Annotated in this window: 15 protein-coding genes; 13 read left to right on the top strand and 2 right to left on the bottom strand. The window is 39.1% G+C overall.

The window, feature by feature from the left end:
* The first annotated feature begins 22 nt into the window (after positions 1-22).
* Genes RUMTOR_RS00430 through RUMTOR_RS00445 form a run of 4 tightly spaced genes read left to right on the top strand, consistent with a single transcriptional unit; the run spans position 23 to position 2,971 of the window.
* Complete coding sequence (locus RUMTOR_RS00430; protein WP_004844994.1) at positions 23-646, top strand: ECF transporter S component; 624 nt, start codon at positions 23-25, stop codon at positions 644-646.
* Entirely contained in the window at positions 643-1,257 is a 615-nt protein-coding gene (locus RUMTOR_RS00435; protein WP_004844995.1) for a 4Fe-4S binding protein, read from the top strand. Before RUMTOR_RS00430 ends, RUMTOR_RS00435 begins: the two co-directional genes overlap by 4 nt.
* Positions 1,254-2,198 (top strand): SIR2 family NAD-dependent protein deacylase, encoded by a 945-nt coding sequence (locus RUMTOR_RS00440; RefSeq protein WP_004844996.1) that lies wholly within the window; start codon positions 1,254-1,256, stop codon positions 2,196-2,198. Before RUMTOR_RS00435 ends, RUMTOR_RS00440 begins: the two co-directional genes overlap by 4 nt.
* Positions 2,195-2,971, top strand: coding sequence for a protein-ADP-ribose hydrolase (locus RUMTOR_RS00445; protein ID WP_004844997.1), 777 nt, complete (start codon positions 2,195-2,197; stop codon positions 2,969-2,971). The genes RUMTOR_RS00440 and RUMTOR_RS00445 overlap by 4 nt, the downstream gene beginning before the upstream one ends.
* 203 nt (positions 2,972-3,174) lie before the next feature.
* On the opposite strand, the gene RUMTOR_RS00450 is transcribed toward RUMTOR_RS00445, so the two are convergent.
* A complete protein-coding gene (locus RUMTOR_RS00450) occupies positions 3,175-3,411 on the bottom strand; it encodes a DUF6061 family protein (RefSeq protein ID WP_004844998.1) in 237 nt (78 codons plus the stop codon).
* Positions 3,412-3,723: 312 nt separating this feature from the next.
* Here RUMTOR_RS00450 and RUMTOR_RS00455 point away from each other — a divergent pair, with 312 nt between their 5' ends.
* From RUMTOR_RS00455 to RUMTOR_RS00495, 9 genes are all read left to right on the top strand, one after another.
* Complete coding sequence (locus RUMTOR_RS00455) at positions 3,724-4,326, top strand: Type 1 glutamine amidotransferase-like domain-containing protein (protein WP_004844999.1); 603 nt, start codon at positions 3,724-3,726, stop codon at positions 4,324-4,326.
* Between the two features lie 59 nt (positions 4,327-4,385).
* Positions 4,386-4,901, top strand: a complete 516-nt coding sequence (locus tag RUMTOR_RS00460; RefSeq protein ID WP_004845000.1) for a GNAT family N-acetyltransferase — start codon at positions 4,386-4,388, stop codon at positions 4,899-4,901.
* A 336-nt stretch (positions 4,902-5,237) separates the two neighbouring features.
* Complete coding sequence (locus tag RUMTOR_RS00465; protein ID WP_004845001.1) at positions 5,238-5,642, top strand: single-stranded DNA-binding protein; 405 nt, start codon at positions 5,238-5,240, stop codon at positions 5,640-5,642.
* A 202-nt stretch (positions 5,643-5,844) separates the two neighbouring features.
* Positions 5,845-6,267: a DUF3847 domain-containing protein gene (locus RUMTOR_RS00470; protein ID WP_044997880.1), complete on the top strand. Its 423-nt coding sequence runs from the start codon at positions 5,845-5,847 to the stop codon at positions 6,265-6,267.
* A gap of 1 nt (position 6,268) precedes the next feature.
* On the top strand, positions 6,269-7,816 hold the full coding sequence (gene mobQ / locus RUMTOR_RS00475; RefSeq protein ID WP_044997863.1) for a MobQ family relaxase: 1,548 nt from the start codon (positions 6,269-6,271) through the stop codon (positions 7,814-7,816).
* A 15-nt stretch (positions 7,817-7,831) separates the two neighbouring features.
* On the top strand, positions 7,832-9,739 hold the full coding sequence (locus RUMTOR_RS00480; RefSeq protein ID WP_004845005.1) for an AAA family ATPase: 1,908 nt from the start codon (positions 7,832-7,834) through the stop codon (positions 9,737-9,739).
* 102 nt (positions 9,740-9,841) lie between these two features.
* Positions 9,842-10,045 (top strand): excisionase, encoded by a 204-nt coding sequence (locus RUMTOR_RS00485; RefSeq protein ID WP_009243293.1) that lies wholly within the window; start codon positions 9,842-9,844, stop codon positions 10,043-10,045.
* An 86-nt stretch (positions 10,046-10,131) separates the two neighbouring features.
* The gene (locus tag RUMTOR_RS00490) at positions 10,132-11,394 is read left to right on the top strand and encodes a tyrosine-type recombinase/integrase (protein ID WP_004845007.1); all 1,263 of its coding nucleotides are present in this window, start codon (positions 10,132-10,134) and stop codon (positions 11,392-11,394) included.
* A gap of 160 nt (positions 11,395-11,554) precedes the next feature.
* Entirely contained in the window at positions 11,555-12,025 is a 471-nt protein-coding gene (locus tag RUMTOR_RS00495; protein WP_004845008.1) for a low molecular weight protein-tyrosine-phosphatase, read from the top strand.
* Here the strand turns inward: RUMTOR_RS00495 and RUMTOR_RS00500 are convergent.
* On the bottom strand, positions 12,014-12,724 hold the full coding sequence (locus RUMTOR_RS00500; protein ID WP_004845009.1) for a J domain-containing protein: 711 nt from the start codon (positions 12,722-12,724) through the stop codon (positions 12,014-12,016). The genes RUMTOR_RS00495 and RUMTOR_RS00500 overlap by 12 nt on opposite strands.
* Between the last annotated feature and the right edge of the window lie 177 nt (positions 12,725-12,901).

Consider the following 12,901-nt stretch of genomic DNA (forward strand, 5'->3'; position numbering starts at 1 on the left):
ATATCTCACAAAAAGGAGATTTATGAGTAACAATACAGCAACTATTAAAACAAGAAAAAATTTAGTTTCTACAAGAACGATAACAATGACAGCTCTACTGGCAGCTATATCATATGTGTTGGCATTTTTAGAGTTTCCGGTTCCTTTGAGTCCATCATTTGCACGAATGGATCTGTCAGATTTACCTGCACTGATTGGGACGTTTGCGTTTGGACCGGTTACAGGAGTGATGATAGAATTGATAAAAAATATATTACAGCTTCTGTCAACATCAACAGGAGGAATTGGTGAACTTGCCAATTTCCTAATGGGGGCATCCTATGTACTGGCTGCCGGTTTTATATACAAATACAAAAAGACTAAGAAAATGGCGAGGTGGGCATGTGTTATTTCAAGTGTGGTTATGGGAATAGCGGCAGCGATTGCAAATTATTTTATTCTACTTTCACTGTTTGAAACATTTATGCCTCTGGAGCAGCTGATTGCATCATTTGGCGAATTTCTGCCATTTATTAAGACTAAGCTGGACGTTGTTCTATTCAATGCATTGCCGTTTAATATCTTAAAAGGCTTGGTAATTGGAGCAATTACCATGATGATATATAAAAAACTTACACCGATACTGAAAGGAGAGACTTTGAAATGACAAAAATGGATTATCTTGAACTTCTGGTGGATGAAATTCATTCAACAACAGTTGCAACGATAGGTTCAGATGGACATCCTCAGACAAGAATCATAGATATGATGTACTATGATGAAGAAGGTGTGTATTTCCTTACAGCAACGGGAAAAACATTTTATGACCAGTTAATGGAGCAGCAGTATGTGGCAATATCCGCAACAAAAGACAAAATTGCGGTGTCTCTGCGTGGAAAAATAAAGAACATCGGAAAAAAGAATCTTGATATTATGTTTGAAAAAAATCCATATATGAAGAAAATCTATCCGGGAGATACGAAAGACGCAATCGAAGTGTTTCGGCTGTATGAGGCACAGGGAGAGTATTTTGATATCAGCAATCCATCAAATATTGTGAGGGATACTATAACAATTGGAAAAACCGAGGCAGTTCAGACAGGGTATTTTATTGGAAAAGAATGTATTGGATGCAAACTGTGTTACTCTGTATGTCCGCAAAAATGCATTGATATATCTTCAGTTCCGGTTACTATCAACCAGAATCATTGTCTGCATTGCGGAAGATGTGCAGAAATTTGTCCGAAGCAGTGTATTGAGAAAAGAGGTTCATTATGATTTTTAAGAAAATCAGAAAAGGGTATGCTGACTGGAGAAACTTTTTATGTAGTACTCCGGCAAGGGATTATGTATTCCAAAAGGATGCATATGAAGACCAGATTGACAGGGCAGCAAAGAATATAAGAAATACAGACTGTGTTATAATCGGGGCAGGAGCCGGGGCATCGACAGCTGCGGGAATCCAATATGGTGGTAAAAGGTTTACAGACAATTTTGCAGAATTTATAAAAAAATACGGTGAGTACTACATGACAGATATGTATGCAGCCGGATTTTATCCATATCCGTCTGAGGAGGCAAAGTGGGGATACTGGTCAAAACATGCATTGATGAACCGCTTTGATCCTCCGGCATTGCCGCTTTATACAGAGCTTTATGATCTTGTAAAGAATAAAGAATATTTTGTACTTACAACCAATGTGGATCATCAGTTTTATAAAGCGGGATTCGATGAAAAAAGAATATTTGCAACACAGGGAGATTATGGGAAAATCCAGTGCCAGAAAGCCTGTCATTCAAAGACTTACGATGCAAAAGACCTGTTTCGTAAAATGGATAAAGCAAGAAGAGACTGCCTGATTCCATCAGAACTTGTACCAAAATGTCCGGTGTGTGGCGGCAATATGGCTATGAATCTCCGTTGTGATAATTATTTTGTGGAAGATGAAGCGTGGCATGAGGCAGCCGACAGGTATGCGGGGTTTCTGGAACAGTATAAAGATAAAAAGGTTGTTCTTTTGGAACTTGGAGTTGGATTTAATACGCCGATTATTATACGTTTCCCTTTTGAAAAGATGGTGAGGGAGAACTCGTCTTATAGTTTGATACGCCTGAATATGGATGAAGCGGTAGTTCCGGAAAGCTTCGGGGAACGTGCAATCGGTATTGGCGGTGATATGGCAAAGGCAATTACTGATATAAGGGGGCTGGTATTATGACACAGGATGAGCGAAGAGAATATCTGATTCAGTATCTTTTAAAAGAAGAAATACCGTTTGGCAGACAGAACATTCCTACGGATAAGCAGGGGCAGGAAAATCTGCTCCGCTCACTTATGAATGTCAGACCGCCAAGACCAATCAGTAATGATTTTTTGAAAATACAGGATGAGTATCTTACAGAAAGAAATATAGAGCGTGGAATTACAGATGTTGACACGCTTGCACCTGTAAAATCCGATTCGAGATTATATATCTGGCAGGGGGATATTACCACTTTGAAATGTGATGCGATCGTGAATGCGTGTAACTCACAGATGCTTGGTTGTTTTTCACCGATGCATGCCTGTATTGATAACTTTATTCATACTTATGCTGGAATGGAACTGCGTCTGAAAATGCATGAAATTATGGCAAAGCAGGGGCAGGAAGAAGAGACCGGCAAAGCAAAGATAACATCGGGATACAATCTTCCGACAAAATATATTCTTCATACGGTAGGACCTATTATACAATGGAAAGTCACAAAAGAAGATGAAGACCTGTTGGCAAGCTGCTACACAGAGTGCCTAAAGCTTGCAGCTGATACTGGTGTGGAATCTATTGCATTCTGTTGTTTGTCTACAGGTGTATTCCGTTTTCCACAGCAACGAGCTGCCGAGATTGCAACGAACACTGTAAAGCAGTATCTTAACAAAGACAGCAGAATAAAAAAGGTAATCTTTAATGTGTTTAAAGATGAAGATTTAAAAATATACAGTGGATTGTTATAAGCGTTTGTTGAAATATCCGATAAATCTTATTGTACTGTTACTGCCTGAGAATGTGATTTATATTGGAATCCGATGTTAAGTGAACGACTGGTGGGAAGAGCGAGAATATTATTAAAAAAAGTGGACAGTTCACCAATTGGGGGCTGTCCACTGAGAGGACGGCGGTTAGTCACTGCCTCCTACTCAATTTTTAACAGGAAATATTAAAGTTCAAGTGAATCTTCTGCATCAACCCACATCTGTAAATTTCCATCAAGATATAATCTTGCATATTCCAGTGGTTCGTCAATAGCAAGTGTATTTAATGCACAGTCTGATCCAGGCGTGATTTTTAAGTCCTTCTCAGCTTCCCAGCAGTCAATGCGAAGCATATAGCCGGCACTGGTATAAACATCAATACTGTTGCATTGTGGATTATATTCTGCAAATATTGTTCTCATCGTATCTTATCTCCTTATCGATCAATAAATCATCAGTTATAAAAATCAGAAGCATTTCAATCAGTTCACCATGTCACTTTTATTTTGTGTTATACTGTTTTATATGATTTTCTTGCCCTTGTATTTTCCCTTATCAGAGTTTGTAAACACTGGCGGGACGATATAACACAAGGGAAACAATAAGGGAAAGCTCACCTGCGACAAATCCAGTGTTTTCAAGGGTTTACAGAGAATTTAATAACAAAATATAACAGTTATTAAATCTCTTAAAACAGGTGAAATCTCAATCGGAATTTATAAAGGAGAATATTGATGAAACTATTTTTATGTTCGCACTTTTCAAGTGTAGGAAGTCTGATAAAGGAAGAAATTGAAAATAAGAAAGTCGCATTTATTCCAACAGCTTCACTGCGTGAAGGCTACACCGGTTATGTCGGCTCGGCTCGAAAATTATTCAAAAAGTTGGGAGCAATCGTAACTGAAATTGATATTTCAACGGAGGCTTATTCAACGATACAGTCTGTTTTTGAAGAAGCAGATGTGATATATTTTACCGGCGGAAATTCTTTCTTCCTTATGGACCAGCTCCGTAAAACGGGAACGGATGAGCTATTGAAGAAGGAATTGGAAAAGGGAAAACTGATGATCGGTGAATCGGCAGGTGCGATTATATGCGCTCCAACTATCCAATATATTGAACAAATGGATGAAAAGCCGGAGGACTACTCACAAGAAGATGATGCAGGGCTTGATTTGATTGATTTCTATGTTCTTCCGCATTATCTTACAGCACCATTTAAGAAAGTTACCGAGAAAATAATAACTGAGTTTTCGGATTTGAATCTATACCCAATTAACAACAGTCAGGGAATTGTAATTGATGGTGAAGATTCAAAGGTTATTTGCAAAGACTAATTTGAAAATTCAAGTTTGTTAAATTGGAAAACTAGAATTTTTGAGGAGATAGATATAAAATGACCTTCCAATTAGTTTGTATAGAACCAAAAGAATTAACGCAATACAAGGCGGCTATGCAGGAAGCATTTCAGAAAGGTTTTGAAGATGCTTTTGGGAAAACAGATGCTGTTATTCTGCCTGAAAAGGACATTGACCAGTCGCTGAATGCGGAGGGTTCTGCTGTCTATAAAGCCGTTGTCGATGGAGAAATGGTGGGCGGTGCTGTTGTTATTATCAATGAGAGTACACAGCATAACCATCTTGACCTGCTTTTTGTAAAGAACGGAGTTCAGAGCAATGGTATCGGTAAGAAGATATGGTTTGAATTGGAACGAATATATCCGAACACGAAAGTATGGGAAACCTGTACGCCGTACTTTGATAAGCGCAACATTCATTTTTATGTGAATGTCTGCGGCTTTCATATTACAGAATTTTTTAATGAAAAACATCCTATGCCGGATACACCGGACGATTTTGTCGGTGATGGCAATGAGGGAATGTTTGCGTTTAAGAAGCAAATGCGTTTATGAAATTTCAGCTTGTCGAACTGAAAAACACTGTAATGACATGTGTAAAACAAAATATAAAACACCCCACTGAGTAGGTAGGACTAAATACTCCTATGATTTCGATTTTGAAGTCATAGGGGTATTTTTTTGTGCAGAAAAATAAAAAATTTCCTTTTCCACCCTGTATTTTCCCCTCTGAACCTTTCGTTATATGAGGGCAAATAAATAAAATTCCTTTTTTATTTGTAAAAAGTCCTCTCTACGTTCTGATATATGAGGAACAAATTACATTTGCCTTAAAAGAATCGGGCCTGATTCAAGAACAAAGAAAAAACGAAAAGAGAAAGGAGAAACTACATGAACAAAACAATCTTAATGGGAAGACTGACAAAAGATCCAGAGGTGAAATATCTCCAGGATGAAAACAGTACTGCAATGGCACGATACACGCTGGCAGTAGACAGACGATATCGAAAGGATGGAAAGGCAGAAACAGATTTTATTTCTTGTGCCACCTTTGGGAAGAATGCTGAGTTTGCAGAAAAATATCTGAAAAAAGGTTTGAAGATTTTAGTAAGCGGACGGATCCAGACAGGAAGCTATGTGAATCAGGAGGGGAATAAAGTTTATGCCACCAACGTGATTGTAGAAGAACATTATTTCGCAGAAGGGAAGAAACTGTCAGGAGCAGAAAAGAAAGAAGATACCGATCCAGATGGATTTATGCATCTTCCAGACGGAGAGGAACTTCCGTTTAAGTAAGAAAAACTCGGATGCTGAAAGCAAAAGAGCGCACTTATATACCTTACAAGGTATGTGCGTCCTACGGAAGTAGCATCTTTCTGAAGGGGAATTCCGAAAGTGTTTGCGGATGCTCCATCCGAAGAAGGGTTCCCCTTCCGGCAGAAATGCCTATCCCATAACAGAGAAAATTGAAGAGTTGAAAAAGGAGAAAAAGAACGATATGGCGAAGAAGAAAACATTTCAGGAATATACTCAGGAAGCGCTTCTTGAGATTGAAAAAACAGAAGCTGCATTGAAACAGGCAAAGCTTGAGAAGGAACAGGCAGAGCATAGGATCCAGAGATCCTTGAACTATCTAGATACACAGAAAAAGAAAAAACGAAAGGCACGAACCCATCTGTTGATTCAGAAAGGAGCAGCCATAGAAGCAATCTGTAAAGATACCAAATATCTGACAGAGGCAGAATTTTATCAGTTGATGGATGAACTTCTTCATGATCCCGCTTGTAAGTTTTGTGATGTCGTTCATGAAATGGTTCGTGGACGGGCGGAAACTGCAGAAGCAAAAGAACGAGAATTAGCAGAAGAGGAAGCATTATTAAAGGCGATGCAACGAGGTGAACTGCCACAGGGAGATGAGTAAGATGGGATGTTATCACTTTCATCTGAATCAATTATCCAGAGGAAAAGGACAGTCTGCCATTGCCAGTGCTGCTTACCGAGCCGGTACAAAACTGGAATGTACGTATTATGGAGAAGTAAGTGATTATACGAGAAAAGGCGGTGTGGTATTAGCGGAGATCCATCTTCCCAAACAGGCTCCGGAGAGATTCAAAGACAGGGAGACCCTTTGGAATGAGGTGGAATGGATTGAAGGAAACAAGAAAGCACAGCTGGCACACAGCTTTGATATTGCCTTGATGAATGAGTTTTCTATGGAAGAAAATATTGAGCTTGCAAGAAGATTTGTGGAAGAACAGTTAGTTGCAAGAGGGATGATCGCAGATCTGGCAATCCATGATCCGAAGAAGGCAAAGGATAAAATTCCCAATCCCCATATGCACATCATGGTTCCCATCCGCCCTTTAAAGGAAGATGGCACCTGGGGACAAAAACAAAAAAAGGTTCCAGTACTGACACCGGATGGACAGCCGGTTCTGAATCAGAAAGGACAACTGGTATTTCGGGCGGTACATACAACGGATTGGAGCAGGAAAGAAACCTTGGAAGAATTGAGAAGTGCCTGGGCGAAGATGTGCAATGAACTGTATGAAGAAAAAGGACTTACAGAAAGAGTCGATGCCAGATCTTATGAGGAACGGGGGATTGATAAGATCCCGATGGTGCATGAAGGACCGAATGTACAAGCAATGGAAGCACGAGGAATTTCCACTGCACCGGGAAGTTTAAACCGACTCATCCGAGCCTTAAATGATATGAAAGAACGGGCAAAGAATCTTCTTCAATGGTCTTTGCTTCGACAAAGCCAGTTGATGGAACGGATGCTGTTCTTACATCAGCCAACCTTAGCGGATTATCTAAGAAACTATTATGACAAGAGAAATGCAGTCGCAGAATCCTACGCTTATGGAACACAAAAGGCGAAGAATACAAATCTGAAACAATTTGCAGAGACGATTCGCTTTCTGGAAGAGCAGGATGTGAGAACCCCGGAACAGCTGACAGAGAAAATCCAGGAATTCGATACGCAGCTGAATGAAGTGAGCCAGCGGTTGAAAAAACAACTGGCTGCTTTACAAAGGGTCAATGTTAACCTTTATGCAATGAAAGAGTATTTTGAAACGAGACCTGTTTATCTGGAATTAAAGAACAAATATTTTGGCAGGGAAAAATTCAAAGAGGAACATAAGAAGGAACTTAGCGGATATTATCGTTCGGAAAGGATCTTAAAAGAAAATCTGGATGCGAATGGAAAAATACCAGAAGGAAAATGGAAGCGAGAAGCAGATTGTTTATCGGAAGAGATTGCTGCTTTACGAAAAGAAGATAAACGGATCCATGCCATGTTACGAAAGTATGAGAAAGTCAAAAATCATGTGGAAGTTTTGATGGCAGAGGAAGGAGAAGGTGTCTCTCTTCCAGAAACAAACAAACGGGAGCAATCCACAGAAACAAAAGAAGCAGTGAGAACCATGAAACCAAAGAAGAAACATCATGGAATGGAATTATAGGAGGAATTTTAGAAGATGGAAGAATATACAAGAGAACAGCTTCAAAGAGCAGATGATACCGATTTATATGTTTTTCTTTCTGGGAGAGGAGAACAGTTCAAACGATGTGGAAAGGAATACCGGTGGTTACGACATGACAGTGTGATGATCAACAAGAACGAATGGTATCGTTTTAGTCAGAATAAAGGCGGTCATGCCATCGATTTTATGAAAGAATTCTACGGTCTTTCTTTTGCAGAGGCAGTCAAAGAATTATTAGGAGAAGAGGGAGTTGGAGAAACCAACAGAAGAACGGCGAAGGAAGATGCAGGCAGACAGAAGGTCTGCCCCATCCCCTTGCCTGGATTGGAATTGCCAGAAAGAAATGAAAGCTGTGAGATTGCAAGGAAGTATCTCATTGAACAGAGAAAACTATCGGAACAACTGGTAGATCAGATGATTGAAAAGGGGGATATTTATGAAAGTAAAAACTATCACAATGTGGTGTTCGTTGGAAGAGATAAAGAACAGAATCCCAGATATGCAGCTATGCGTGGAACTGATGAGAACAGATATCGTGGGGAGGCAAGAGGTTCGGAAAAAGCCTATGGATTTGGCCATATAGGAACGGATGAAAAACTGTTTGTGTTTGAATCTCCCATTGATCTTTTGTCTTATATCACTGCAGTTCCAGAAGAATGGGAAAAGCATAGTTATATTTCCCTGGGAGGATTGAGTGAAAAAGCAATGAAACGGATGTATACAGAATATCCTCATATCCATTCCATCTACTTGTGTCTGGATAATGATGAGCCTGGAAATGAGAGATGCAGGCAGTTTGTTTCTCTTATTCCGGAGGAACTGAGTGTGTACCGATTAGAACCGGTGAAGAAAGACTGGAATGAATGTCTGGTAGCAGAAGTTCCGGTAGAAAATATGGCAAAGCAGATGTGTTGGAGAGATGCCAGGGAAAAACCAGTTCCGGTCATGAAGATGTCGGAGGTTGAGGAAACGGTGGTTCAGTGGTTATGGTATCCGTTCATTCCCTTTGGAAAGGTTACTTTGATCCAGGGGAATCCGGGAAAAGGAAAAACATGGCTTGCAATGGCAATCGCCGCATACTGTACGAATGGAAAAGAACTTCCCAATGCACTTCCCATAGAACCCTTTAATGTGTTGTATCAAACAGCAGAGGATGGGATAGCAGATACCATTAAGCCTAGATTAGCGAAATGTGGTGCAGATATGACAAGGGTGCGATTCATCAATGAAGAAGAAAAACAGCTTTCTATGACGGACGATCGGATTGAAAAAGCCATCCGCCAGAACAATGTACGACTCATGATCATGGATCCCATACAGGCTTATCTGGGATCCAATGTGGATATGAACCGGGCAAATGAGATCCGTCCCTTATTCCGGCATCTCAGTACGATTGCAGAGAGAACTGGATGTGCCATTGTTCTCATTGGACATTTGAATAAGTCATCGGGAAGTCAGAGCGATTACCGTTCCCTGGGATCCATTGATATTGCAGCGGCAGTACGAAGCATCTTATTTGTAGAAAAGGTGGAAAAAGAGAAGGAACAGGATATCCGAGTAGTATATCAGCAAAAGGATTCTCTTGCTAAGAAGGAAAATCCGGTAGCGTTTTCTTTAGGAGAAGGAGGCTTAAAATGGTTAGGAGAATACGATATATCCATTGAAGATCTGCTGATGGGGAAAGCAGGAACGAAAAAGGAAACGAAACTGGAAAAGGCACAGAAGTTGATCCTGGAGTTATTAACCAAACGAAAAGTAATGTGTTTAGAAGAATTAGAGGCAGAACTACTAGCCTATGGGATTTCTTCCAGAACAGGAAGAGATGCAAGAAAACAGTTGGAAAACAGATTGAGCTACGACTGGTGTCAGGGAAGAAAAACAGTTGCGTTAATCACAGAATAAAAGATGACATTGGCAAAAAACTACGTTGGCATTGGCAGTCTTTATAGATACCTTTGCCAGCCGCCAATGTCAAAAACAAAGATAATAGAAGGAGGCATACAAATGACAAGTTATGATATACCTTATTGGAAGAAGTATACATTATCTATTGAAGAGGCAGCATCCTATTTTCGTATTGGAGAAGGAAAGCTTCGTAAGTTAGTCAGTGACAATCCAAATGCAGAGTATTTACTTTGGAATGGGAATCGTGTACAGATAAAACGAACAAGATTTGAAAAATTTATTGATACACTCAGTGCGATATAAAATGAAATTTAAAATAAGGAGGTGTTCGAATTAGGGGTTACATGATATACTAACAATATCATGTTGCGTCCCCTTGGAGGTAGGATATGATTTCAAAGAGACGTGATGATAAAGGCAGAGTTCTCCAGCAAGGAGAATGGCAGGAACCAAGTGGACGTTATCGCTATAAATATACAGATTCACTTGGTAAGCGTAAAATATTATATAGTTGGAGATTGACAGAAGCAGATAAGATGCCGGAAGGTAAACGGGCAGATCTTTCTCTCAGGGAAAAAGAAAGAAAAGTTCAGTCCTTACAGATGCAAGGGATTACAGGAAGTAACATTACAGTGATTGAACTTGTGGAACGATATCTTTCCCTGAAAACAGGAGTAAAGCATAATACATTAGCGAATTACAAATTTGTGGTGAATGTATTGAAAAAGGAAGAATTTGCGTATAAGAAAGTGGATGATGTGAAACTCTCTGATGCAAAGATTTTTCTGATAAAACTACAGAGAGATGGTAGAGGATATAGTTCCATTCATTCCATCAGAGGTGTTTTAAGACCTGCTTTTCAGATGGCTGTGGATGATGACTTGATTCTAAAAAATCCATTTGGATTTGAATTAGGTACAGTACTTGTTAATGACAGTCAGAAAAGACAAGCTGTTTCTCTGGAAGATGAAGCAAAATTTCTCGAGTTTGTAAAGAATGATCCACATTATAATCAGTATTATGATGCATTTTATATCTTATTCAAGACAGGTCTTAGAATATCTGAATTTTGTGGGTTTACTGTAAAAGACTTGGACTTTAAAGAAGATATTATCAATGTGAATCATCAGTTGCAAAGAACTCGAGAAATGAAGTATATCATCGTATCTACAAAGACAACAAGTGGTACTCGGTTACTTCCAATGGAAGCGGATGTAAAAGAAGCATTTCTTCGAATCTTGAAGAATAGAAGGAAACCAAAACGTGAGCCGATGGTGGATGGATATGGAGGGTTTCTGTTTCTGGACAAGAATGGAAGGCCAATGGTTGCACTTCACTGGGAAAAGTACATGCAGCATGCAAGAGAAAAATATAATCGTGAGCATTTGTTGCAATTGCCGCCAATTACTCCTCATGTATGCAGGCATACTTATTGTACCAATATGGCCAATTCAGGGATGAACCCAAAGACACTGCAATATCTGATGGGACATTCAGATATATCTGTAACACTCAATATTTATACGCACACCGGCTATGATGATGCAAAGAAAGAACTTTCCAGATTAAAAGAAGCAAGGGATGAACTGGAAAAGAAAAAGTTTGTAACCCAAAAACATGCACAAATAACTCATGTAAGCCTTATTTCATAAGGAATTTGGGACTTTAAAAATAACCCATTTGTACCACAAATGCCCGAAAAAACATGAGAAAATACAAGAATTTATAAGAAAAAGAACCTTTCAAGAAAAAATGCACAAAAGGCTGAAAAGCCAGTATTTATAAGGCTTTGAGAGGATATGAGGAGATAAAATGGAGAAAATAAAGGTACTATTTATCTGCCACGGCAATATCTGTCGTTCTACTATGGCAGAATATGTAATGAAGGCATTAGTTAATAAATCTGGTTTATCGGATACTTTTTTCATTGACTCTGCGGCTACAAGTCGCGAGGAGATCGGTAATCCGGTTCACTACGGAACGCGTCATAAGTTAGAAGAAGTCGGAATTTATTGCGGAAATCATAAAGCGCGTCAAATGCAGAAACATGAATATGATGAATATGATTATATTATTGGTATGGATTCATGGAATATTAGAAATATAAACAGAATTATAGGTAATTCAGATCCTGAAGGGAAAGTATCGAAGCTGCTTGATTTTACAGAGGAAAAAGGAAAAGACATTGCAGATCCGTGGTATACAGGTGACTTTGATACGACTTACAGAGATGTAAAAAAGGGTTGCGAGGCTCTTTTGAATGACTGCCTCTTACGCTTTTAAAGCGTAGGAGAGCAGTTTTTTTAAATTGTGATGAAAACGTTTGTTTTGATTTTTTAATCGAATTTTTTCGGAATTTGACAATGTTTCTTCTACATAATCATCATAGCGTGAAAAGAGAGTATGATAATCGACAGATTGTTTTTGCCCCCAACGTACAAGTATCCAATTCATTGCATCGGAACTCCAGTAATCCATCGGAATTCCAGCCATTTTAAGAGCGGTAATATATTGGACGGCCTGTGTGGATAATTTTGCGATCTGCTGATTGCGGATCGTTTCTTCTTTTTGATATTTGCCCCATTTCTGAAAAACGCGTTGGGTCAGTGTTTTCTTTTGTGTTTCCTGCTTCATCAACCGAATGCTTTTATTGAGTATAGTTCTAAGCTGATTAGACATATTCCAATATGTGACAAAAGAACCTGTATTTTCTTCTTCGTTTTCCGGAGTTAATGTAAATGTTTTGAAAACGCGTTCGGTTTCGCCGAATGTTTCTTGGTTATATTTGCGGCGCTTTTCCGGATTCGATAAAACCCGGTATGCCTCAAGTATCTCCTGCATAAAAGCGGTTGTGTCAATATTTTTATGTGCATTTGCATCTGGATGATATACTTTCGCCAGTGCATTTTTAGCAGTTGTGATCTCGTCTAAAGTCGCATCTCTTGAAACACCTAAAATATCATAATAAGTATGAGACTTCATTAGTGACCTCCTTATTAATTTTCCCGTTGATTCTCCCTTGCTTAATATACTCTACGGATTGATAAAAGTCAATGAAACAGGTAAAAATGAGCAAGATTTGAGAGGCTTTTATAGGATAGTTATTTTTAGTCAGCGCAGTTATATGCTGAAATCTATCTTGAGGAAAAAGAGAGATTA

It is taken from the genome of [Ruminococcus] torques ATCC 27756 (genome assembly GCF_000153925.1).
GTDB classification, from domain to species: Bacteria; Bacillota; Clostridia; order Lachnospirales; family Lachnospiraceae; genus Mediterraneibacter; species Mediterraneibacter torques.